This is a genomic window from Bordetella sp. N (assembly GCF_001433395.1).
Taxonomy (GTDB): domain Bacteria; phylum Pseudomonadota; class Gammaproteobacteria; order Burkholderiales; family Burkholderiaceae_B; genus Bordetella_C.
In genome coordinates this window covers 2,408,870-2,435,218 of sequence record NZ_CP013111.1, presented here as the reverse complement: position 1 = coordinate 2,435,218, position 26,349 = coordinate 2,408,870, and the positions used below count along the sequence as shown (strand labels likewise).

General features: G+C 63.2%; 10 protein-coding genes. 8 read left to right on the top strand and 2 right to left on the bottom strand.

Features of this window, described 5'->3' with window-relative positions; translation table 11 throughout:
- Position 1 precedes the first annotated feature (1 nt).
- The 5 genes from scpA to ASB57_RS10260 all read left to right on the top strand — a co-directional run bounded on the left by scpA (position 2) and on the right by ASB57_RS10260 (position 6,653).
- Positions 2–2,185, top strand: coding sequence for a methylmalonyl-CoA mutase (scpA, locus tag ASB57_RS10275; RefSeq protein ID WP_057652147.1), 2,184 nt, complete (start codon positions 2–4; stop codon positions 2,183–2,185).
- Between the two features lie 76 nt (positions 2,186–2,261).
- A complete protein-coding gene (locus ASB57_RS10270) occupies positions 2,262–2,891 on the top strand; it encodes a hypothetical protein (protein ID WP_057652146.1) in 630 nt (209 codons plus the stop codon).
- Positions 2,892–3,024: 133 nt separating this feature from the next.
- Positions 3,025–3,894 carry a LysR substrate-binding domain-containing protein gene (locus ASB57_RS10265; protein WP_057652145.1) on the top strand — a complete coding sequence of 290 codons (870 nt, stop codon included), beginning with the start codon at positions 3,025–3,027 and terminating at the stop codon, positions 3,892–3,894.
- 223 nt (positions 3,895–4,117) lie between these two features.
- Entirely contained in the window at positions 4,118–4,309 is a 192-nt protein-coding gene (locus ASB57_RS31035; RefSeq protein WP_156414121.1) for a hypothetical protein, read from the top strand.
- A gap of 67 nt (positions 4,310–4,376) precedes the next feature.
- Positions 4,377–6,653, top strand: coding sequence for a phosphocholine-specific phospholipase C (locus tag ASB57_RS10260; protein WP_057652144.1), 2,277 nt, complete (start codon positions 4,377–4,379; stop codon positions 6,651–6,653).
- Between the two features lie 462 nt (positions 6,654–7,115).
- On the opposite strand, the gene ASB57_RS10255 is transcribed toward ASB57_RS10260, so the two are convergent.
- Both ASB57_RS10255 and ASB57_RS10250 read right to left on the bottom strand, forming a co-directional pair.
- Entirely contained in the window at positions 7,116–7,712 is a 597-nt protein-coding gene (locus ASB57_RS10255) for a hypothetical protein (RefSeq protein ID WP_057652143.1), read from the bottom strand.
- Between the two features lie 233 nt (positions 7,713–7,945).
- Positions 7,946–8,887, bottom strand: coding sequence for a LysR family transcriptional regulator (locus tag ASB57_RS10250; protein WP_231755386.1), 942 nt, complete (start codon positions 8,885–8,887; stop codon positions 7,946–7,948).
- A gap of 122 nt (positions 8,888–9,009) precedes the next feature.
- Between ASB57_RS10250 and ASB57_RS10245 the strand changes: the two genes are divergently transcribed.
- The 3 genes from ASB57_RS10245 to ASB57_RS31335 all read left to right on the top strand — a co-directional run.
- On the top strand, positions 9,010–12,477 hold the full coding sequence (locus tag ASB57_RS10245; protein ID WP_057652141.1) for a molybdopterin-dependent oxidoreductase: 3,468 nt from the start codon (positions 9,010–9,012) through the stop codon (positions 12,475–12,477).
- Between the two features lie 50 nt (positions 12,478–12,527).
- Positions 12,528–13,976, top strand: a complete 1,449-nt coding sequence (locus ASB57_RS10240; RefSeq protein ID WP_057652140.1) for a short-chain fatty acid transporter — start codon at positions 12,528–12,530, stop codon at positions 13,974–13,976.
- Between the two features lie 355 nt (positions 13,977–14,331).
- Positions 14,332–26,349 (top strand): VCBS domain-containing protein (locus ASB57_RS31335; protein ID WP_057652139.1); only part of this gene is annotated, 12,018 nt, incomplete at its 3' end.

Genomic DNA, 26,349 nt, shown 5'->3' with positions numbered 1-26,349 from the left:
CATGAGCCATAAACGCATCGCACGCGGCATACCCCGCAAGGCGCTATATACAGCGCAAGACCTGCGCGGGCTGCCGCATTTGAATAGCGGGCCTGGCGAGGTGCCGTATCTGCGGGGCCCGTATGCGTCGATGTACACAGCCAAGCCCTGGACCCTGCGGCAGTACGCGGGGTTCGCCGGTGCCAAGGCCAGCAATGCCTTCTTCCGCAGCTTGCTGGCGGGCGGGGCGCAGGGGCTATCCGTGGCATTCGACCTGCCTACGCATCGCGGCTACGATTCGGACCATCCCGCGGCGCTGGCGGACGTTGGACTGACAGGCGTGGCGATCGACTGTGTGGACGACATGCAACGCCTTTTCGATGGCATTGCGCTGGATAAAGTCTCCGTGTCGATGACCATGAGCGGCGCGGTGCTGCCCGTGCTGGGCTGCTTCATCCTGGCAGGGCGGGCACAGGGGCTGCAGCCGGAAAAACTGTCGGGGACAATCCAGAACGACATCCTCAAGGAATTTCAGGTTCGCAATACCTATATCCACGCGCCGGCGCCCTCGTTGCGTATCGCCGCGGACGTCGTGGACTATGTTGCCCGTCACATGCCGCGCTTCAATTCGATGTCCATCTCCGGTTATCACTTTCAGGAGGCCGGCGCGGACGGGGTGTTGGAATTGGCGATGACCCTGGCCAACGCGCGGGAATACCTGCGCGCCTTCGTGGCGCGCGGACTGGATGTGGATGCGTTCTGCCGGACCCTGAGTTTCTTTTTCGGCGTCGGCATGGACTTCTATGGCGAAATCGCCAAGCTGCGCGCGGCGCGGGTGCTGTGGTCGGATATGGTCGCCGCCCATGGCGGGCGTCAGGCGCGGTCAATGGCCATGCGCATGCATTGCCAGACATCCGGCTGGTCGCTTGCAGCGCAGGCACCGCTGAACAACATCACCCGTACGACAGTCGAGGCGATGGCAGCGGTTTTTGGCGGCACGCAGTCATTGCATACCAACGCGTTCGATGAGGCACTTGCGCTGCCCAGCGATGACGCGGCGCGCATTGCCCGCGATACGCAGTTGATCCTTCAGCAGGAGACGGGACTGCGCGATGTGGTCGATCCATGGGCAGGATCCTACGTGATGGAGTCGTTGACGGCCGATATGTGCAAGGCGGTGCGTGACGTCATGCGGGAAATAGACGAGGAGGGTGGGGTGCTCGCAGCGCTCGACTCTGGCTGGCTGACACGGCGGATCCATATCCTGGCCAGCCGCTGTCAGGCGGAAATTGACACAGGTGCGCGTCCCGTGGTGGGGATGAATGTACATGCCGCCCCGCAACCTGGGCCCCGCGGGGATACGCGCGAATTGGAGCCGCCTTCTGCTTATCCCGACAGCGCCTGCGCGTCCGCGGGTACGCGCGCCATTGACGGCGCGGCGGTTCGGGCCGAGCAACTGGCCCGCCTTGCTTCCTTGCGCGCGCGGCGCGATGGAGCAGCCGTGGTCCGCGCTCTGGATGAGCTGGAGAACCAGGCTCGGTCTGGCTCAGGCAATCTGCTGGTAGCGGTGATGGCGGCGCTATCGGCCGACGCGTCGGTGGGTGAATGCACGGCGGCGCTGGAACGCGTCTGGCCGCGCTACCAGCCGCGCAGCGACTTCGTGTCTGGGGTCTATGGCGCCGCCCGCGATGGCGATGCCGCCGATGCCGGATCCGGCATCCAGTCCGATGACGAGGCCTGGGCACGGGCGCGGCATGCCGTCGCACGCCTGGCACGGGATGGCCGTCCACCTTCGATACTGCTGGTGAAGCTGGGGCAGGATGGCCACGACCGGGGCATCAAGGCGGTCGCGGGGGCGCTGGCTGACGCGGGCTTTCGTGTACATATGGGAGCGCTGTTCGAAACGCCGGAAGGGGTGGTTCAACTCGCGCGGGACCTGGCGGTGGATGCCCTTGGCGTGTCCACCCTGGCCGGCGCGCACCGTGCGCTGTTGCCCAGGGTTGCCAAGTGCCTGCGTGATGCCGGGCTGGGCCGTCTGCCGCTGCTGGCGGGCGGGGTCATACCGGAGGCGGACCAGCCGGCACTGCGGCTTGCTGGAGTCAGCGCGATCTTTGGTCCAGGCGCGACCATGCCCGACATCTCCTTGGCTTTGGCGAACCTGCTGGCGAACGCGGACGTTGCCGGGGGGCAGCGGGAGTACGCGTGACTGCCGTAACGTTTCTCATTGCCCTGGCGTATGTAATTTGATATGCCGTGGAACAATCAAGCCGATTACGTAACTGATGTTCGATTTCAAATCGCGTCGTTCCGCTGTGGCGGTCACGGCGCGAAGTGTTTTGGGGGGATTTTTCCCTTTTCCTCACTTGGAGTATCTCTTGGCGTTAGACAGGGTCAGCAATTTCTCGAACGCTGGGGGCATGACTTTCAGTCTCCACTCCACGGGCGTGGCGCCATCGATGCCTCCGCAGCCGACGGGTGATCCATCGCTCCAGAGACTCGCCAAGCTCGAGCATGGGGAAGGCGTCGACCTGAATGCGGCGACAGGTATGGATGCAGGTGCGCGGCCGGTCTTGACGCGCAGCTACTGCCGCGGCGGTTCCTTGCTCAGCATGTCGAGCGCGCACGTCAATCGCCTCAAGGCAGAGGTGACGGCCCGGCTACGCAAACTGCAGCCGTGGATACACCAGGTGATCGACGATCTGCGCGTCGATATGAGCAAGTGGAGGGTCGATGAAATTCACATACAGGGGCACGTCAGAGGAAGCCGCATCGTGGCGGATCAGGTCGCCGGCATGGCGAAGCAGTATCTCGTTGAACGCGGGTTCGAGCCCAACGCGATCAAGGTCATTGCAAGCGTGAACGAAGTTTCCACGCTAGGGCTTACGGTGCTTGTCTTCGGCAGACCCAAATAGATTGGCCTGAAGTTGTCAGCTACCAGACAGCAGCATTTCATTTCAGTGTCAATTTCGGACGTTATAAACGGCATTCCTTCCGATAGCCTGCCATGGGGTCCACCCCCTTGGCTCCCCCCGCGCTGTGCATTCCATGCTTCCCTTCCTACTGGCTGCGTTTTACGAAACCGCGCGACAGGGCAGCATGACCGCGGCGGCCAGGCATTTGCAGGTCAGCCAGCCCACGGTGACTTCGCGCATCCAGCAGCTGGAGTCCAGCTACGGAGTGGAGTTGTTCCACCGCCGCGGCGGGCGGCTGGAGCTGACGCGGACCGGCACGGAATTGATGCCGCTGGCCCGGCAGATGATGCAGATCCAGAACGATATCGATTTCAAGCTGCGCAACGGCAAGCAGCTGCTATCCGGTTCCTTGCACATCGGCACGACGGGGCCGAACTATATCGCCGCCATCATCTGCGGATTCCGGGAGCAGTATCCGGACGCGAGTATCGGCATCGAAGTAGGAAACTCGCGCTCCATGCTGGAGGCGCTGTTCGATTCCCGCGTCGATCTGGCGGTAGCCTCGGAACCTTTGAACGATCCCCGTCTGCTGCGCTGCGAGATCGCCACCGATCCTTTGGTGCTGGTCACGCACCGGGCGCATCCCCTGGCTGGCCGTGGCCAGATTGCGCTGCACGACCTGGCCGCGCACACGCTGTTGTTGCGCGAGCAGGGCTCCTGGACGCGCAGCCTGATGGAAGAGGCCATGAACGCGCGGGCCGTCACGCCCAGGTCGGTACTTGAAATGGGCAGCCGCGAGATGATCTGCCGGGCGGTCCAGCACAACCTGGGCTGTACGCTGATGCCCGTGCGCGACGTGCCGCAGGACGATAATCTGCGCACGGTGGCCATCGAACCTGACCCGCCCATGCTGCGGGTCTACCTCTACTGCATGCGCGAACGGGCTTCCATGCCCTTGGCGGAGGCGTTCATCGCCAGCCTGCCGAACACTACTTTGCAGTAAATTCAGCGCTACTCTGCGGTAAGGATTCTGATGGCTCGTCTCGATGCTGTTACGCCGTGTCATGCCCGTTGCCTTTGGGAACTGACCCCCAAAATCGCTGATAGCCCCATAGGCAGGCTTTGCCCGTATGACATTCCCACGTCTTGGCTGCTCTCCACAATGTGCACGCCCGCTGGACCTACGCCATCGGGTTGCCATATGACTGGGGTGCAAATTGAAACCAATGACAGTAGTGCGGCTCGTGTGCGGGCTGGCCTTGATCGTCACGCTGGGCGGCTGTTTCGACGGCTCGCACGATTCCGACGACGACTCGGACCCGACGACAACCACGCCTTCGACGCCGTCCGATCCGGGAACCACCACGCCGGAGACGCCCGCGCAATGCACGACAATGCACTGCGCGCCGGCGCCCTGAGCGATCTGCCCGATTCCTCTTCCGCCTGTTGAGGCGGTAACGCAAGACACGAGTGACACGAGACAGCATGAGCTTCAATCCTTCGAAACGCAGATTCCTGCAAAACTCGCTTGGCACGGGCGCCGCCGCAGTTGCGCTCAATGCCTTCCCGCCGGCGATTCGCCGCGCGCTGGCCATCGAGGCCAACAACGTTACCGGCACCATCAATGACGTCGAACACGTCGTGATGCTGATGCTGGAAAACCGCTCCTTCGACAGTTACTTCGGTACGTTCAAGGGCGTGCGGGGCTTCGGCGATCGCTTCCCGATTCCGACGCCCACCACCCCCAACGTCTTCTACCAGACCTACACCGGGACGGCGACGCCGGGCGCCGGCACGATCATTCCTTACCACCTGGACGAAGCCGCGGGCAACGCGATTCGCGCCGGCAGCACGCCGCACACGTGGGTGGACTCGCAAGCCGCCTGGGACAATGGCCGCATGGCCAACTGGCCCGACGCCAAGAAGCCGCTGGCCATGGGCTATTACGAAACGGCTGAAGTGCCGTTCCAGCGTTCGCTGGCCGAAGCCTTCACGCTGTGCGACCACTATCACTGTGGCATGCACACGGGCACCATCGCCAACCGTCTGTTCTACTGGACCGGCACCAACGGCCCGAACGGCACCGATCCCGCCGGCGGCAGCTATACGCAGACGGCTGGTTTGAACAACGAGTTCAACGGCGGCAACGACATCGGTGCGTCGACTGCCGGCTGGACCTGGACCACCTACGCCGATCGCCTGGAGAAGGCCGGCGTGAAGTGGAAGGTTTACCAAAGCCTCGTCGACAACTACGGTTGCAACGAGATGATGGGCTTCCGCCACTGGCGCAAGGAAATCGAGAACATGCCGGTCGCGCGTCGCCCGGTCTATGTGAACGGCAGCATCGCCAACACCGCCCCGAATGCCGCGGGCGCGTTCTACGATCCGGCCATCGACGATGCCTTGAGCCCGCTGGCCAAGGGTTTCCACAACACCATGCCCTACGGCTTCCTGGAGACCTTCCGCGAGGATATCTCCAACGGCAAGCTGCCCTCGGTGTCGTGGATCATCCCGCCGTCGATCTACAGCGAGCATCCTGGACCTTCCAGCCCCACGCAAGGCGCCTGGTATGTGCAAGAGGTGCTGGACGCGTTGACCTCCAACCCCGAGGTCTGGAGCAAGACGGTCCTGCTGATCAACTATGACGAGAACGACGGCTTCTTCGATCACCTGCCGCCGCCGACCGCGCCGTCCCACTTCGCTGACGGCAGCGTCGCGGGCGGTTCGACTCTGTCCGACACCGACATGGCGGTGGAATATCACAACTTCACGCCCATCGACGCTACCCAACCGGCGGTCGATGGCAAGCCGTTCGGCCCCGGCCCGCGCGTGCCGATGTGGATCGTTTCGCCCTGGAGCCGCGGTGGTTACGTGAACTCGCAGGTCTTCGATCACACGTCCACGCTGATGTTCCTGGAAAAGCGTTTTGGCGTGGCCGAGCCGCAGATCAGCAAATACCGCCGTGCCGTCTGCGGCGACCTGACGTCCTGCTTCAACTTCGTCAGCCCCAACGTCGATGCGCTCGAAACCCTGTCGGGCCGCACCACGAAGGCATCCGCCGACAGCCTGGCCACGGCGCAGGCCGCCTTGGCCGCGGTGACGATTCCGTCGGCGACCGTCAGCACGGCGCTGCCGGTGCAGGCCACGGGGTCGCGTCCGTCGCGCGCGCTGCCTTATGAACTGCACACCACCGCCCACGTCGCCGCGGGCGCGAGCACGGTGACCCTGGAGTTCGCCAACAACGGCACGGCCGGTGCGGTTTTCCACGTCTACGACAAGAAGCATCTGGACGTGGCCCCGCGTCGCTACGTGGTCGAAGCGGGCAAGTCGCTTAGCGGCGTATGGACGGTACCGGTGGGCGATAGCGGTGCCTACGATCTGTGGGTGCTGGGCGCCAACGGCTACCACCGTGAGTTCGCGGGCAACCTGAACGAGCAGCAGGCTTCCGGCGGTCCTGAAATCCAGGTCTGCTATGAAGTGTGCGATCCCGCGCAGGTGGTGGTGAAGCTGTACAACAACGGCAGCACCGCGACCACGTTCACCGCGGCGGCCAAGGCCTATCGTAAGGATGGCCCGTGGACGGCGACCGTGCAGCCTGGCCAGGTGGGTGAGTTGAGCTGGACGTTGGGTGACAGCAGCAACTGGTACGATTTCCTCGTGACGTGCACGGGGGCCGCATCATTCCAGCGCCGCTTCGCAGGACGTATCGAGATCGGGAAGGACTCGGTGACGGACCCCGCCATGGGGACCGGCGCTCAGTAAACGTCGATAGACGGGTATTGAACTTGCGCGGATCGCGGCCTCCTCGGAGGCCGCGATTTTTTTGCGGGGGGGGATTTTTCTCATGCACCGTGAGTAGGCCACGGAGCCGTCACGGCAGAAAGATGGAACCGAAGTTGGCAGGGAGCCACTACCTGAACTGTGCCTGGAAAGGCTCCTTCCAATCGGCGTCGCCGACGTCCGCTGTTCAGATCAAACCATGAAGAAAACGATACGCCGGGCAGGTGTTTTCCTGCTTGGAGCCTGTGCTCTGTCGATGACCGCCTGTACCGCAAAGCAGTGGAGCAACTCCGAGATGCTTCCATTGTGGCAAGACACCAAGGGCGTGTGCTCCGACCTGGACCCTGCTTCCCAGAGCCGCTGCATCACGCCCCGCGGTCCCAGTTCTGAGGAATACGCGCGCCAGCGCGACCAACTGCGTCGATAGCTGGCGCTGGCCGGGATTCAGTACCCGGGCGCCGCCACCACGGACGGTTCGCTCACATTGATACGACGGGCGATTTCCTCTTCGATCATTTCCGAATCGACGCTTTCACCGTTGTCCAGCTTCAGGCCGCTATAGCGGAACACCACCATGGTGCGCTTGAAGGCGCGGCCCTTGTGGGCGCCGGTGCGCCACAGCAGCAGGCTCAGGCGCAAGCCCAGGCCGCTCATGCCGCGGAATTCGGGTACGCGGTCCTTGTCTTCCGGGGCGATGGTGAAAGACATATTGCGTTGCGGCTGCATCAACGAGGAATAGCGCTCGACTTGCAGGTCACCGATGATGTCGTAGGGCAGCAGGCCTTCGCTGTTCACGAACCAGATCCCATCCTTTTTCAGAATGAAAATCGGTCCCTTGGGGCTGGTGGCATTGAGCACGGCCGAAGTCAGCGCCCACAGGCCGCAGACCAGCAGGAACACGGCGAACCAGGTGTTGCCCGACATCTTGGTCAGCGCGTACACGCCCAGAACCGCCGTGCAGATACCGATGAATCCCAGCCAATAGACGATGCGCTTGGTTTCGACGAATACCAAGTCTTCCATCAATGACGCTTGCTTCATTTACTTGCTCTCCTGTGATCGATGCTGAATCGCGGGTGAATGTAGCTCAGCAATAAGGCGCAGGATTTGCATTCTGTAAATTGGGACGGGTCACTAAGTAACTATTCGCGACGCGGGACGAGCCGGGTATATGTGGCTCAATAGGGACGGTGCGGCCGGATTGGGGAAAACCACTAAAGGCTAAGTTACGCTCAGTAACGCACTGGCGTGGTGCAGGGCAGGGCCGCCGCTACCTACGCATTCGCAAGCGCCTTGATCGACGTTCTAAGGAAGTTCATCAGCAATTCACCGCTGCGCCCCAATCCGCTGCTCTTGCGCCAGACGCCGCCGATGTCCATGGTCGGCACCTCGTCGCTGATGTCACGGCGCAGGATGCGGCGGCCTTCGAGCGACCAGGGCCGATACACCAGGTCGGACAGGATGGTCACGCCTTGCTGCAAGGCGACCAGGCTGCGCACGGCCTCTGGCGACCGGCTTTGGTAATGCACGCGCGGCGCCAGGCCATAGCGGCCCCAGTACTTGCCCACCGTTTCGATGTGTTCGTCCATATCCAGCATGATGTAGTCGGCTTCGGATACGTCGCGCAGCGACACTTTCGCGGCTTGCTGCAGGCAGTGATCGGGATGCGTCCAGAGGCGGCGGGGCGAGCGCAGCATGGTGTCGTACTGCAGCTTGTCGAAGCGGGTCAGGTTGGACACGATGACTAGCCCCAGGTCCAGCTGGCCGCGCAGCAGGCGTTGCTCCACTGCCGGGCGCTCCAGCTCCATGACCTGCAGGCTCAGGTTGGGAAAACGCTGCGTCACGGCGGCGATGACGGCAGGCATGAGGTAGGCGGAGATCGTTTCCGTCACGCCCAGCCGCAAGCTGCCGCTGACTTCGTCCGGCGCCGCGCGCATGTCGTCGAGCGCCCGGTCGAAGGCGCCGGTCACGTTCTGCGCATGGCGCACGAAGCGTTCGCCTTCGTCGGTCAGGCGCAGCCCTTTGGCATGCCGCACGAATAACGGCACGTCCAGCGCGTCTTCCAGATTGCGCAAGGCAATGGTCATGGTCGACTGCGATACGTTGCAACGCAGGGCTGCCTTCGAGACCTGACCAGTTTCCGCCAGGGCAAGGAAGTACTCGAACTGCCGCAAGGTGATGGGAGTGGGCATGGACGCGCGGGATAGGGCACTCAAGGTGCATCCCGATCAAATATTGTTAAAAGCGATAATACAGCTTCGAAAATTTATATTAGCAATATTGTTCCACGCGTCCTAGCATTCGGCTTCGAGATAAAGACGTTCAGGCATTGGGGAATATGGGCGCAATCGAGATCAGCGGCTACTGCACCTTATGCCGTTCACGTTGCGGCACACGCAACATCGTCGACCATGACGCGCTGCTGCGCGTCGTGCCGGATACCGCGCATCCCACTGGCCAGGCCATGTGCATGAAGGGTCGCGCGGCGCCGGAACTGGTGCACAGCCCCCATCGCATTCTGCATCCCATGCGCCGTACGCGGCCTAAAGGGGATGCCGATCCCGGCTGGGAACGTATCAGCTGGGAAGAAGCGCTGACCCTGGTGGCGGCGCGCATGGGGGAAATCCGCGACCAGAGCGGCGCGGAAGCGGTGGCGTTCAGCGTCACCACCCCATCCGGCACGCCGCTGTCGGACAGCATCGACTGGATCGAGCGCTTCGTTCGCGCCTTCGGCAGTCCCAACATCTGCTACGCGACGGAAATCTGCAACTGGCATAAGGATTTCGCCCACGCCTTCACCTATGGCAGCGGCATGCCGGTGGCTGATTACGCTGGCGCGGGCCTGATTCTGCTGTGGGGCCACAATCCGACCAATACGTGGCTGGCCCAGGCCAACGCCATCGGCAACGGCCGCGCGCGCGGTGCCCGGCTGATGGTGGTGGATCCCCGCCGCACCGCGCTGGCGGGGCAGGCCGACGCCTGGCTGCCGGTGCGGCCGGGTACCGACGCCGCCTTGGCCCTGGGCCTGATACACCAGTTGCTGCACACCCGGCGCTACGACGCGGCCTTTGTCCGCGAGTGGACCAACGCACCCTTGCTGGTGCGTGCCGACACGGGCCATTTCCTGCGCGCCGAGGATATCGCTGGCGACGTCCCGGCTGAGGCATCCGCGCCGGTTTTCGTGGTCTGGCGCGAGGATAACGCGGGTCCGGCGCTGTACGACACGCGGCTTCCCGCGGCGGAGCAGGGCGGGGCGCACTACGCCCTGGACGGCGAGTACGAGATTGCGCTGCGCGACGGCGGCCGCGTGCGCTGCGTGCCTGTCCTGGCGCTGCTGGCCAGGGAAGCCGCTGCTTACACGCCCGAGCGCGTGGCGGAGATCACGCAGGTGACGCCCGACGCCTTGCTGGTGGCCGCCGACCTGCTGGCGACCAGCGGCCCGGTGGCTTATCACGCGTGGACCGGTATCGGGCAGCATAGCAATGCCACCCAGACCGAACGCGCGGTGGCGGTACTGCATGCATTGACGGGCAGTTTTGATGTGCCCGGCGGCAACCGGCAGTACGCGCGCCATCCCGTGAATCGGGTCAATGGGTTTGACCTGATCAGCCCCGCGCAGAGCGCCAAGGCTTTGGGCCTGCAAGAGCGTCCCCTGGGACCGCCGGCGAATGGATGGGTGACGGCGCGGGATCTCTATAAGGCGATTCTTGAAGGCCGGCCCTATCCGGTCCGCGCGTTGTTCGGTTTCGGCTCGAATCCGTTGGCCTCGCAAGGCGATGTCGAGATGGCGGAGGCGGCCTTGCGGGCGCTGGAATTCCACGTCCATCTGGATTTGTTTGAAACGCCCAGCGCGCGTTATGCGGACGTCCTGCTGCCGGTGAATACGCCATGGGAGCGCGAAGGACTGCGTGTAGGTTTCGAGATCAACCAGGCGGCCGAGTCTCGCATCCAGTTGCGCCCGCGCATGGTGACGCCGCGGGGCGAGTCGCGCTCGGACAATGACATCGTCTTCGATCTGGCCTGTCGCCTGGGCATGGGCGACGTGTTCTTCGATGGCAGCCTGGAGCGTGGCTGGGACCACATCCTGGCGCCTGTCGGCATTACCGTCGCGGACTTGCGCGCGGCGGGCGGCACCTTGAATCCCCCCTTGCAGGGCAGTGACCGGAAGTACGAACAGCAGGGCTTTGCCACTGAAACGCGGCGCGTGGAACTGTATTCGGAGCGGCTGCTGCGGCACGGCTATGCGCCCATGCCAGTTCATGCGGCGTCGCCCGCGGAAGGCGGCGGCCGTGCCTATCCCTTGGTACTGACGTCGGCCAAGAGCGGCTATTACTGCCACAGCCAGCATCGGTCCCTGGTGTCCCTGCGCAAGCGGGCGCCCTTGCCGCGCGTGGCGTTGGGGCGCGGTCTGGCGGCGCGCAAGGGTGTCGCCAATGGCGATTGGGTGCGGCTTTCCACGCCGGTCGGACAGGCCCGCTTCGTCGCGCTGGTGGATGACGATCTGAACGATGACGTGGTGGTGGCGGACTACGGCTGGTGGCAAGCGTGCCCGGAGATAGGGCAGGAAGGCTTTGCCGTTCAAGGGGCGGACGACGGATCCGGCAACGACGCCACAGGCCACCACCCCTTGGGCAGCAACTACAACGCGCTGATCACCGCCGCGCAGGCGGACCCCGTCAGCGGGTCGGTACCAATGCGCGCTTTCCCCTGCGATCTGGAGCGGGATGCCGAGGTCGACCCGCAGCGCCGGCCCTGGACCGGGACGCGCGCTTTCGTTGTCAGCCATCTTTATCCCCGCACGCGCGACGTGCTTGAAATCACCTTCACCGCGGCCGATGGCGGCAGCTTGCCCGACTATCAGCCGGGCCAGCACGTCACCGTCGAAGTGGCGTCCGATCCCGCGGAAAAGCTGATGCGCGCCTATTCCCTGGTCGGGTCGGCGATCTCGCCCCATGCTGCGCCCCGGCGCGAATATCGCGTGGCCGTGCGTCGTCAGTATGGCGCCGGCGCGGATGGCGCGGCGTGGCACGGCCGTATGTCGGGCCATCTGCACAAGCAACTACGACTGGGCGACAGCGTGCGCCTGGGCACGCCGGGCGGCAGTTTCGTCGTGCCGACGCACTCGCCTCAGCCGCTGGTGTGTTTCGCCGCGGGCATCGGCATCACGCCTTTCATCGCGCATCTGGAAACCTTGGCTGCCCTGGGGCCTGACGAGGATCTGCCGGAGGTCTGGCTGCATTACGCCAATCGGGACAGCACGCATCACGCCTATGCCTTGCGCCTGGCCCAACTGCAGGCGCGCCTGCCGCGCCTGACCATCGTGGATTACTACGCCCATCCGCTGCCCACCGACGGTGTGGCGGCCGCCAGGCTGACGGCTGCCTGCGTGGACGGTGCGCTGCTGCGCCGCCGCGCGCGGTTCTATATGTGCGGCTCCGAAGCGATGATGCGCAGCCTTACCGAAGACCTGATCGCGCGCGGCGTGCCCGCTTTCGACATCTTCAGTGAGGTGTTTCGGTCGCCGCCCGCGCCCGTGCTCGGCGGCGACGCCAGCCATGCGGTGCGTTTCGCGCGGTCGAGCGATACGACGGCCACCTGGACCAGCGCGCGCGGCACCTTGCTGGGTTTTGCCGAGAGCCTGGGCCTGAACCTGCCCAGCGGTTGTCGGGTGGGGCAATGCGAAAGCTGTGCGGTGCGCATCGTCAGCGGGCAGGTGCGCCATCTGCATGGGGCCGAGCCGGAAGATCCAGATATTTGCTTGACTTGCCAGGCCGTGCCCGTCGCGGACCTGGTGCTTGATGCTTGAATCCTTTATCTACGTATGACGCAACAACGGACATAACCAAGGGGAAATGCATGAAAACTGAAGCTCTAGCCAAACAAGCTCCCGCCGAGGCGGAATCGGGAGGCGGCCTGGAACGCCTTGCCGCCGGTGTCACCGCCTGGTCGGAAAAGTGGTTTCCTGACGCCTACATTTTCGCGGTCATCGCCGTGCTGGTGTGCGCGCTGGGCGCCGTCGCCATCGGCGCGCCCGTGCAGAAAGTCGGCATCGCCTTCGGCGACGGCTTCTGGTCCCTGATCCCGTTCACCATGCAAATGGCGTTCGTGGCGATTTCCGGCTACGTGGTGGCGGTGTCGCCGCCCGCTGCCGGCCTGATCGAGCGCCTGGCCCGCCTGCCCAAGACGGCACGCGGCGCCATCTGCTTCATCGCTTTCATCAGCATTGCCACGTCCCTGTTCAACTGGGCCATCAGCCTGATTTTCAGCGGCTTGCTGGCACGTGCCTTGGCGCGTCGCCCGGACCTGCGCATGGACTACCGTGCAGCCGGCGCCGCCGCCTATATGGGCATGGGCGCGACGTGGGCCTTGGGCCTGAGCTCGGCGCCCGCGCAGTTGCAGGCCAATCCGGCCAGCCTGCCGCCGTCGCTGTTGCAGATCACCGGCGTGCTGCCTTTTTCGGAAACCATCTTTCTGTGGCAGTCGATGGCCATCGCGGCGGCGTTGACTGTCGCGACGTTGGTGGTGGCGTTTTACTCCACGCCGCGCGGCGACAAGGCCGTCACCGCGGCAGACCTGGGTGTGGACGTCAACCAGCCGGTGGTAAAGTCCGCGCCGCCTTCGCGTCCTGGTGACTGGATGGAATACAGCCCGATCCTGACGCTGCTGATCGTCGCTTTGGGCGGCATCTGGATCTACAACGAGTTCAGCACCAAAAATGGCGTGCTGGCGATTTCCAATCTGAATACCTATAACTTCCTGTTCCTGATGCTGGGCATGTTGCTGCACTGGCGTCCGCGCAGCTTCCTGGCCGCGGTGGCGAAGTCGGTGCCGTCGGTGGGTGGGGTGTTGATCCAGTTCCCCTTGTACGGCGGCGTGGCTTTCATCCTGACCAAGGCGGCGGGTGCTGACGGCCATACCTTGACGCACATGCTGTCGTCGTTCTTCGTGTCGGTGTCGTCGCATGCGTCTTTCCCGGCGTTGATGGGCGTCTATTCGGCCGTGCTGGGCTTTTTCGTGCCGTCGGGCGGCGGCAAGTGGATCATCGAAGCGCCTTATGTCATGCAGGCGGCCAATGATCTGCACGTCCACCTCGGCTGGGCCGTGACCGTGTACAACGCCGCGGAAGCCTTGCCCAACCTGATCAATCCCTTCTGGATGCTGCCGCTGCTGGGCGTGCTCGGCGTCCGCGCTCGCGACGTGGTGGGCTTCACTTTCACGCAATTGATCGTGCACGCGCCTATCGTGCTGATCATGCTGTGGGCACTGGCGTCCACGCTGGAATACAAACCGCCGGTGTTGCCGTAGGGTAGTAGGTATGCCTTAGCGGCCGGATTCGGCCGGTAGCGTGGGAAGGCCGGGGTGCGTCATTGCATCCCGGCTTTTTTTATTGCGTTTCGGGTTACCCGGTTCGATGCTGCTTCGTTCTCAAAGCGTTGGCTGCTCATCAGCTGCGCCTGCTGGCAAATCCATTAGCTGTTGTATTTGCACCGTCCAATGCCAATAGAACAATCCTAAGTTTGCGATTAATTTCGGCTTAGCCCGGGGATTTGTGTAGTTTCCTATCTTACTGATACAAAATCGTTGCGGACTATGTACTTGAGGACAATGTGAGGGGCATTGAGGACTTCTAGGATCGCTGCATCCTTTTGGAGTAACCCTCATGGCCTACACCCTTCCCGCCACCGTCCTTCAAATCACCGGCCAAGCCTGGATGCGTAATGCTGACGGCTCGCTGACTGTCTTGCATGCCGGTAGCCGTATCCCGCCCGACACGGAGATCGTGACCGGGCCCGGTGCGACGGTATCGCTGCAGGTCGAGGGTGGGATGCCGATCCTGATTGGTGAGAACCGCGACGTCTCCGTGACGGACGATCTGTCCGGCGTGGTGGACAAGGGTGAAGCAAGCATCGCCGCGCCGCAGGGTACGGACTCCGACCGCCTGCTGGCCGCCTTGCAGGCAGGGCAGGATCCGTTCGACACCTTGGACCCCACCGCGGCGCTGATATCGGCGGGCTCCGGGGATGCGGGCGGCAGCAGCTTCGTCCGCCTGGCACGCATCCTGGAGCAGACCTCGCCCCTGGATCTGGCCTATCCGCGCCCGTCAGCGGCGGATGAGACCATCATCCAGCCCAGCGGGTCGGGTTCGGGGAACACGGACACTACGGCCACTACCGCGACCCCGACCACCTTGTCGCTGGTTTCGGGCAATGGCGAAGGGACCGTCAAGGAAGACACCACGCTGGCGGCCAGCGGCAAGCTGGAAGTCGCCAGCACGGATCCGACCCAGGCCGTATTCGTCGCTCAGACGAGCACCGTGGGCGCGCATGGCACGTTCTCGATCGCGGCTGACGGTACCTGGTCTTACCAGCTGAACAATTCCGACCCTGCCGTGCAGGCGCTGGCGGTCAACCAAAGCATGACCGAGAGCTTCACCGTGCGCTCGGCCGATGGCACGACGGGCACCGTCACCGTGACGATCCAGGGGACGAACGACGCGCCCGCCATCGTCGCGCCGGCCGGTTCGGACACCGGCGCCGTGACCGAGGACGCTGCCCAGACCGCGACGGGTCAGTTCAGCAAGACCGATGTGGATACCGCCGACACGCACACGTGGACGGTGGTGGGGAACGCCAAGGGTACCTACGGGACCTTCAGCGTCGACCAGACGGGCAAGTGGACGTACACGCTGGATAACGCGGCGGCCCAGCCTTTGACCGCCAAGGATCACATTACCGAGACCTATACCGTACAGGTCGATGACGGCCATGGCGGCACGGACACGAAGTCGGTGACGGTGACCATCAATGGTACCGACGACGCCGCCATCATCACCCCGCACGCCGTGGGCGCTGATGCGGGTACCGTCAAGGAAGACACGACCCTGACCACCAGCGGCAAGCTGGATATCGTCGATCCGGACGCGGGCCAGGCGGCTTTCGTGGCGCAGACCTCGAAGACGGACTACGGCACGTTCACGCTGGGTACGGATGGCACGTGGAGCTTCACGCTCGACAACGCCGCCAATGCGGTTCAGTCCCTGGGCGCGAACGACAGCCGTACCGAGACGTTCACGGTCGTGGCCATCGATGGCACCACGAGCACCGTGACGGTTCGCGTGCTGGGTACCGAAGATGCGCCGACGATCGTCGCGCCGACGGGGTCGGATGTTGGTGCGGTGACCGAGGATGGTACGCAGACGGCGAGTGGCCAGTTCAGCAAGGTCGACGTCGATGCGACCGATACGCATACGTGGACGGTCGATGGGAATGCGAAGGGAGCCTATGGCACTTTCACGGTCGACCAGACCGGCAAGTGGACGTATACGCTGGATAACGCGGCGGCTCAGTCGCTGACTACAAAGGACCACATCCAGGAAACGTACACGGTCAAGGTCGACGACGGCCACGGTGGTACGGACACGAAGTCGGTCACTGTGACCATCAATGGCACGGATGATGGCGCGATCATCACCCCCCATGCGGTGGGTGCTGATGCCGGTACGGTCAAGGAAGATACGACGCTTTCGACCAGCGGCAAGCTGGATATCGTCGATCCGGACGCTGGCCAGGCGGTGTTCGTCACGCAGACGAACGCGGCCGGTCAACACGGCACGTTCTCGATCACGTCCGACGGCACCTGGACCTACAACCTGAATAATGCTGATCCGGCGGTTCAGGCGCTGGGTGTGAACGAGTCGATGACCGAGAAGTTCACGGTGGCGTCGGCTGACGGTACGACCAGCACGATCACGGTGACAATCCAGGGCACGAATGACGCGCCGGTGATCAATGCTCCGACTGGTTCCACCGCGGGTTCTGTGACCGAAGACGGTACGCAGACCGCCACGGGTCAGTTCACCAAGACGGACACCGACACCAACGATACGCACACCTGGACGGTGGATGGAAACGCGAAGGGCACGTATGGCACATTCAGCGTGGACCAGACCGGCAAGTGGACCTATACCCTGGACAACGCAGCTGCTCAAGCGCTGACGACCAAGGATCACATTCAAGAGACGTATACGGTCAAGGTCGATGACGGCCACGGTGGGACCGACACGAAGTCGGTGACCGTGACCATCAATGGCACGGACGACGGCGCAGTCATTACGCCCCACGCGGTGGGCGCCGATGCTGGGACGGTCAAGGAGGACACGACGCTGACGACCAGCGGCAAGCTGGATATCGTCGATCCCGACGCTGGCCAGGCGGTGTTCGTCACGCAGACGAACGCGGCCGGTCAACACGGCACGTTCTCGATCACGTCCGACGGCACTTGGACCTACAACCTGAACAACACCGATCCGGCAGTTCAGGCCCTGGGCGTGAACGAGTCGATGACCGAGAAGTTCACGGTGGCTTCGGCCGACGGGACGACCAGCACGATTACGGTAACGATCCAGGGCACGAACGACGCCCCGGTAATCAACACGCCGGCAGGTTCTACTGCTGGCTCGGTAACCGAAGACGGCACCAAGACAGCCAGCGGCCAGTTCAGCCAGACGGACGTCGATACGAACGACACGCATACCTGGACTGTGGACGGCAATCCGAAGGGCGCTTATGGCACCTTCACGGTTGACCAGACTGGCAAGTGGACCTACACGCTGGACAATGCGGCCGCTCAACAGCTGATTGCCAACGACCACATCACCGAAACCTACACCGTCAAGGTGGATGACGGCCATGGCGGCACGGCTACTAAGTCGGTTTCGGTGACGATCAATGGCGCAGACGACACGGCCATCATCACCCCGCATGCGGTCGGTGCGGATGCCGGTACGGTCAAGGAAGACACGACGCTGACGACCAGCGGCAAGCTGGACATCGTCGATCCCGACGCCGGCCAGGCGGTGTTCGTGGCCCAGAACGCCAATGGTACCTATGGTTCGTTCACGTTGGGCACGGACGGCAACTGGTCCTATACGCTGAACAACAGCAGCGCCGCGGTTCAGGCGCTGGCTGTCGGTGAGTCCAAGACTGAAACCTTCACGGTGGCTTCGGCTGACGGTACGACCAGCACGGTCACCATCACGGTCCAAGGCACCAACGACGCGCCGACGATCAATGCTCCGACGGGTTCGACCGCTGGTTCTGTGACCGAAGACGGTACGCAAACCGCGACGGGTCAATTCAGCAAGACTGACGTTGATACCAACGACACTCACACCTGGACGGTGGACGGGAACGCGAAGGGCGCCTACGGCACCTTCAGCGTCGACCAGACCGGCAAGTGGACCTATACCCTGGACAACGCAGCTGCTCAAGCGCTGACGACCAAGGATCACATTCAAGAGACGTATATCGTCAAGGTCGACGACGGCCATGGCGGTACGGACACGAAGTCTGTGACCGTGACGATCAACGGCACGGACGATGGTGCGGTCATCACCCCGCACGCGGTGGGCGCTGACGCTGGCACGGTCAAGGAAGACACGACGCTGACGACCAGCGGCAAGCTGGACATCGTCGATCCGGACGCCGGCCAAGCGGTCTTCGTTGCTCAGACGAACGCGGCGGGCCAACACGGCACGTTCTCGATCACGTCCGACGGTACGTGGACGTACAACCTGAACAACACCGATCCGGCGGTTCAGGCCCTTGGCGTGAACGAGTCGATGACCGAGAAGTTCACGGTCACGTCGGCAGACGGTACCGCGAGCACGATCACGGTCACGATTCAAGGCACGAACGACGCGCCGGTGATCACGGCGCCGACGGGTTCGACTGCGGGTTCAGTGACCGAAGACGGCACCCAGACCGCGACTGGCCAGTTCAGCAAGACGGACATTGACGCCAACGACACGCACACGTGGACGGTGGACGGCAACGCGAAGGGCGCCTATGGCACCTTCACGGTGGACCAGACTGGCAAGTGGACCTACACGCTGGACAACGCGGCCGCTCAAGCACTGACCACGAAGGACCACATCCAGGAAACGTATACGGTCAAAGTCGACGACGGCCACGGTGGTACGGACACGAAGTCCGTGACTGTGACGATTAACGGCACAGACGATGGTGCGGTCATCACCCCGCATGCCGTGGGTGCCGATGCCGGCACGGTCAAGGAAGACACGACGCTGACCACGAGCGGCAAGCTGGATATCGTTGATCCGGATGCCGGCCAGGCGGTGTTCGTCGCTCAGACGAACGCAGCCGGCCAACACGGCACGTTCTCGATCACCTCCGACGGTACGTGGACGTACAACCTGAACAACACCGATCCGGCGGTTCAGGCGCTGGGCGTGAACGAGTCGATGACCGAGAAGTTCACGGTCACGTCGGCTGACGGCACCGCGAGCACGATTACGGTCACGATTCAAGGCACGAACGACGCGCCGGTGATCACGGCGCCGACGGGTTCGACTGCGGGTTCGGTGACCGAAGACGGTACGCAAACCGCGACGGGTCAATTCAGCAAGACTGACGTTGATACCAACGACACTCACACCTGGACGGTGGACGGGAACGCGAAGGGCGCCTACGGCACCTTCAGCGTCGACCAGACCGGCAAGTGGACCTATACCCTGGACAACGCAGCTGCCCAACAGCTGACCACGAAGGACCATATTCAGGAAACCTATACCGTCAAGGTCGACGACGGCCATGGGGGTACGGACACGAAGTCGGTCACGGTCACCATCAACGGTACCGACGATGCTGCGGTCATCACCCCGCACGCCGTGGGCGCCGACGCGGGTACGGTCAAGGAAGACACGACGCTGACGACCAGCGGCAAGCTGGACGTTGTCGATCCTGATGCGAACCAGGCGGTGTTCGTTGCGCAGCCGAACGCAGCCGGTCAACACGGCACGTTCTCGATCACGTCCGATGGCACCTGGACCTACAACTTGAACAATGCCGATCCGGCCGTTCAAGCGCTGGGCCTGAACGAGTCGATGACCGAGAAGTTTACGGTGGCATCGGCTGACGGTACGACCAGCACGATCACGGTGACGATCCAGGGCACGAACGATGCTCCCGTGATCAACACGCCGGCAGGTTCGACAGCTGGTTCGGTGACCGAGGATGGCACCCAGACCGCCACCGGGCAATTCAGCCAAACGGACGTTGACACCACCGACAACCACACTTGGACCGTTGACGGCAACGCGAAGGGAGCCTACGGCACTTTCAGCGTGGACCAGACCGGCAAGTGGACGTACACCTTGGACAACGCGGCAGCCCAACAGCTGACCACGAAGGATCTCATTCAGGAAACCTATACCGTCAAGGTCGACGACGGTCATGGCGGTACCGACACGAAGTCGGTCACGGTTACCATCAACGGTACTGACGACGGTGCCGTCATCACCCCGCACGCCGTGGGCGCTGACGCGGGTACGGTCAAGGAAGACACGACGCTGACCACCAGCGGCAAGCTGGATATCGTCGATCCTGACGCCGGTCAGGCGGCGTTCGTCGCCCAGACGAATGCGGCCGGTCAACATGGCACATTCTCGATCACGTCCGACGGTACGTGGACGTACAACCTGAACAACACCGATCCGGCCGTTCAGGCGCTGGGCGTCACTGAGTCGATGATCGAGAAGTTCACGGTGGCTTCGGCTGACGGTACGACGAGCACGATCACCGTCACGATCCAGGGCACGAACGACGCGCCGGTGATTACCGCGCCGGTTGGCTCGACCGCTGGTTCGGTCACTGAAGACGGTACGCAGACCGCCACCGGCCAATTCAGCAAGACCGACGTTGATACCAACGACACGCACACTTGGACGGTGGACGGAAACCCGAAGGGCGCTTATGGCACCTTCAGCGTGGACCAGACCGGCAAGTGGACCTACACGCTGGACAATGCGGCCGCTCAAGCGCTGACCACGAAGGACCATATTCAGGAAACCTACACCGTCAAGGTTGACGACGGTCACGGCGGTACCGACACGAAGTCGGTCACGGTCACCATCAATGGTACCGACGACGGTGCAGTGATCACCCCGCACGCCGTGGGTGCCGATGCCGGGACGGTCAAGGAAGACACGACGCTGACGACCAGCGGCAAGCTGGACATCGTCGACCCCGACGCCGGCCAGGCGGTGTTCGTCGCCCAGACAAACGCAGCTGGCCAACACGGTACGTTCTCGATCACGTCCGACGGTACGTGGACGTATAACCTGAACAACACCGATCCGGCGGTTCAGGCGTTGGGCGCAAACGAGTCGATGACCGAGAAATTCACGGTCACGTCGGCCGACGGCACCGCGAGCACGATCACGGTGACGATCCAAGGCACGAATGATGCCCCGGTGATCAACGCGCCGACTGGTTCTGATGTCGCAAGTGTGACCGAAGACGGCACCAAGACGGCCAGCGGCCAGTTCAGCCAGACGGACGTCGATACCAACGACACCCACACCTGGACGGTGGACGGCAACCCGAAGGGCGCCTATGGCACCTTCACAGTCGACCAAACCGGCAAGTGGACCTACACGCTGGACAACGCGGCAGCCCAACAGCTGACCGCCAAAGATCACATTCAGGAAACCTACACCGTCAAGGTGGATGACGGCCACGGCGGGACCGCAACGAAGTCTGTTTCTGTCACGATCAATGGCGCGGATGACGCGGCCATCATCACCCCGCATGCGGTCGGTGCGGATGCCGGTACGGTCAAGGAAGACACGACGCTGACCACCAGCGGCAAGCTCGACATTGTCGACCCGGATGCCGGTCAAGCGGTCTTCGTTGCGCAAACCGCGAGCGGGACCTATGGTTCGTTCACGTTGGGCACGGACGGAAACTGGTCCTATACGCTGAACAACAGCAGCGCCGCGGTTCAGGCGCTGGCTGTCGGTGAGTCCAAGACTGAAACCTTCACGGTGGCTTCGGCCGACGGCACGACCAGCACGGTCACGATCACAGTCCAAGGCACCAACGACGCGCCGACGATCAACGCGCCGGCCGGCACGACCACCGGGTCGGTGACCGAGGACGGTACGCAAACCGCTTCCGGCCAGTTCAGCAAGACCGACGTTGATGCCAACGATACGCACACCTGGACGGTGGACGGCAACGCGAAGGGCGCCTATGGCACTTTCAGCGTGGACCAGACCGGCAAGTGGACCTATACCCTGGACAACGCAGCTGCTCAAGCGCTGACGACCAAGGATCACATTCAAGAGACGTATACCGTCAAGGTCGACGACGGCCACGGTGGTACGGACACGAAGTCGGTCACTGTGACCATCAATGGCACGGATGACGGGGCGATCATCACCCCGCATGCGGTGGGCGCCGATGCCGGCACGGTCAAGGAAGACACGACGCTGACGACCAGCGGCAAGCTGGACATCGTCGATCCGGACGCCGGCCAGGCGGTGTTCGTCGCGCAGACGAACGCAGCCGGCCAACACGGCACGTTCTCGATCACGTCCGATGGTACGTGGACGTACAACCTGAACAACACCGATCCGGCGGTTCAGGCGCTGGGCGTGAACGAGTCGATGACCGAGAAGTTCACGGTCACGTCGGCAGACGGTACGTCGAGCACGGTCACGGTGACGATCCAGGGTACGAACGATGCCCCGACGATCAATGCTCCGACCGGCTCGACTGCCGGCTCGGTAACGGAAGACGGAACGCAAACGGCGTCGGGTCAGTTCAGCAAGACTGACATCGACGCTAACGATACCCATACCTGGACGGTGGATGGCAACGCGAAGGGCACGTATGGCACCTTCAGCGTGGACCAGACCGGCAAGTGGACCTACACCTTGGACAACGCGGCAGCTCAAGCGCTGACCACGAAGGACCATATCCAGGAAACGTACACGGTCAAGGTCGATGACGGCCACGGTGGTACCGCGACCAAGTCGGTGACCGTGACCATCAATGGCACGGACGACGCCGCGGTCATTACGCCCCATGCGGTGGGCGCCGATGCCGGCACGGTCAAGGAAGACACGACGCTGACGACCAGCGGCAAGCTCGACATCGTCGATCCGGACGCCGGCCAAGCGGTGTTCGTTGCTCAAACGAACGCAGCCGGCCAGCATGGCACGTTCTCGATCACGTCCGACGGCACGTGGACCTACAACCTGAACAACACCGATCCGGCAGTTCAGGCCCTTGGCGTGAACGAGTCGATGACCGAGAAGTTCACGGTGGCTTCGGCCGACGGGACGACCAGCACGATTACGGTAACGATCCAGGGCACGAACGACGCCCCGGTAATCAACACGCCGGCAGGTTCTACTGCTGGCTCGGTAACCGAAGACGGCACCAAGACGGCCAGCGGCCAGTTCAGCCAGACAGACGTCGATACCAACGATACGCACACCTGGACGGTGGACGGCAATCCGAAGGGCGCTTATGGCACCTTCACGGTTGACCAGACTGGAAAGTGGACCTACACGCTGGACAATGCGGCCGCTCAACAGCTGACTGCCAACGACCACATCACCGAAACCTACACCGTCAAGGTGGATGACGGCCATGGCGGCACGGCGACGAAGTCGGTTTCGGTGACGATCAATGGCGCAGACGACACGGCCATCATCACCCCGCATGCGGTGGGTGCGGATGCCGGTACGGTCAAGGAAGACACGACGCTGACGACAAGCGGCAAGCTGGACATCGTCGATCCCGACGCCGGCCAGGCGGTGTTCGTGGCCCAGAACGCCAACGGGACCTATGGTTCGTTCACGCTGGGCACCGACGGCAACTGGTCCTATACGCTGAACAACAGCAACGCCGCGGTTCAGGCGCTGGCTGTCGGTGAGTCCAAGACTGAAACCTTCACGGTGGCTTCGGCTGACGGTACGACCAGCACGGTCACGATCACAGTCCAAGGCACCAACGACGCCCCGATCATCAATGCGCCGACCGGATCGACCTCCGGTTCGGTGACCGAGGATGGCACCCAAACGGCTTCGGGCCAGTTCAGCAAGACCGACGTTGATACCAACGACACGCACACCTGGACGGTGGATGGCAACGCGAAGGGCGCCTATGGCACCTTCACGGTCGACCAGACCGGCAAGTGGACGTACACGCTGGACAACGCAGCTGCTCAGCAGCTGACCACGAAGGACCACATCCAAGAGACCTACACGGTCAAGGTTGATGACGGTCATGGCGGGACGGCCACGAAGTCGGTCACGGTCACCATCAACGGCACGGATGATGGTGCGGTCATCACCCCGCACGCCGTGGGTGCCGATGCCGGGACGGTCAAAGAAGACACGACGCTGTCTACCAGCGGCAAGCTGGACATCGTCGATCCGGACGCCGGCCAAGCGGTATTTGTCGCGCAGACGAACGCGGCCGGCCAGCATGGCACGTTCTCGATCACGTCTGACGGTACGTGGACCTACAACCTGAACAACACCGATCCGGCGGTTCAAGCTCTGGGCGTGAACGAGTCAATGACTGAGAAGTTCACGGTCACGTCGGCAGACGGCACCGCGAGCACGATCACGGTAACGATTCAGGGCACGAACGACGCCCCGGTGATCAACGCTCCGACTGGTTCTGATGTCGCAAGTGTGACCGAAGACGGCACCAAGACGGCCAGCGGCCAGTTCAGCCAGACGGACGTTGATACCAACGACACGCATACCTGGACGGTGGATGGGAACGCGAAGGGCGCGTATGGCACCTTCAGCGTGGACCAGACCGGCAAGTGGACCTACACCTTGGACAACGCGGCAGCTCAAGCGCTGACCACGAAGGACCATATCCAGGAAACGTACACGGTCAAGGTCGATGACGGCCACGGTGGTACCGCGACCAAGTCGGTGACCGTGACCATCAATGGCACGGACGACGCGGCCATCATCACCCCGCACGCGGTGGGTGCGGATGCCGGAACGGTCAAGGAAGACACGACGCTGACGACCAGCGGCAAGCTGGACATCGTCGATCCGGACGCCGGCCAAGCGGTCTTCGTTGCTCAGACGAACGCGGCGGGCCAACACGGCACGTTCTCGATCACGTCCGACGGTACGTGGACGTACAACCTGAACAACACCGATCCGGCGGTTCAGGCCCTTGGCGTGAACGAGTCGATGACCGAGAAGTTCACGGTCACGTCGGCAGACGGTACCGCGAGCACGATTACGGTCACGATTCAAGGCACGAACGACGCGCCGGTGATCACGGCGCCGACGGGTTCGACTGCGGGTTCGGTAACCGAAGACGGCACCAAGACGGCCAGCGGCCAGTTCAGCCAAGCAGACGTCGACACGAACGACACCCACACCTGGACGGTGGACGGCAACCCGAAGGGCGCTTATGGCACCTTCACGGTTGACCAGACTGGAAAGTGGACCTACACGCTGGACAATGCGGCCGCTCAACAGCTGACTGCCAACGACCACATCACCGAAACCTACACCGTCAAGGTGGATGACGGCCATGGCGGCACGGCGACGAAGTCGGTTTCGGTGACGATCAATGGCGCAGACGACACGGCCATCATCACCCCGCATGCGGTGGGTGCTGACGCCGGTACGGTCAAGGAAGACACGACGCTGACCACCAGCGGCAAGCTGGACATCGTCGATCCCGACGCCGGCCAGGCGGTGTTTGTGGCCCAGAACGCCAACGGGACCTATGGTTCGTTCACGTTGGGCACGGACGGCACCTGGTCCTATACGCTGAACAACAGCAGCGCCGCGGTTCAGGCGCTGGCTGTCGGTGAGTCCAAGACTGAGACCTTCACGGTGGCTTCGGCTGACGGTACGACCAGCACGGTCACCATCACGGTCCAAGGCACCAACGACGCCCCGATCATCAATGCGCCGACCGGATCGACCTCCGGTTCGGTGACCGAGGATGGCACCCAAACGGCTTCGGGCCAGTTCAGCAAGACCGACGTTGATACCAACGACACGCACACCTGGACGGTGGATGGCAACGCGAAGGGCGCCTACGGCACCTTCAGCGTGGACCAGACCGGCAAGTGGACCTATACGCTGGACAACGCAGCTGCCCAACAGCTGACCACGAAGGACCATATTCAGGAAACCTATACCGTCAAGGTGGACGACGGCCATGGCGGTACGGACACGAAGTCTGTGACCGTGACGATCAACGGCACGGACGATGGTGCGGTCATCACCCCGCACGCGGTGGGTGCCGATGCCGGCACGGTCAAGGAAGACACGACGCTGACGACCAGCGGCAAGCTGGACATCGTCGATCCGGACGCCGGCCAGGCGGTATTTGTCGCGCAGACGAACGCAGCCGGCCAGCATGGCACGTTCTCGATCACGTCCGACGGCACGTGGACCTACAACCTGAACAACACCGATCCGGCAGTTCAGGCCCTTGGCGTGAACGAGTCGATGACCGAGAAGTTCACGGTGGCTTCGGCCGACGGGACGACCAGCACGATTACGGTGACGATCCAAGGCACGAACGACGCGCCGGTGATCAACGCGCCGACGGATTCGACGGCCGGCGCAGTGACCGAAGACGGCACCAAGACGGCCAGCGGCCAGTTCAGCCAGACGGACGTTGATACCAACGACGCCCATACCTGGACGGTGGACGGCAATCCGAAGGGCGCTTATGGCACCTTCACGGTTGACCAAACCGGCAAGTGGACCTACACGCTGGACAACGCGGCAGCCCAACAGCTGACCGCCAAAGATCACATTCAGGAAACCTACACGGTCAAGGTCGATGACGGTCACGGCGGCACGGCG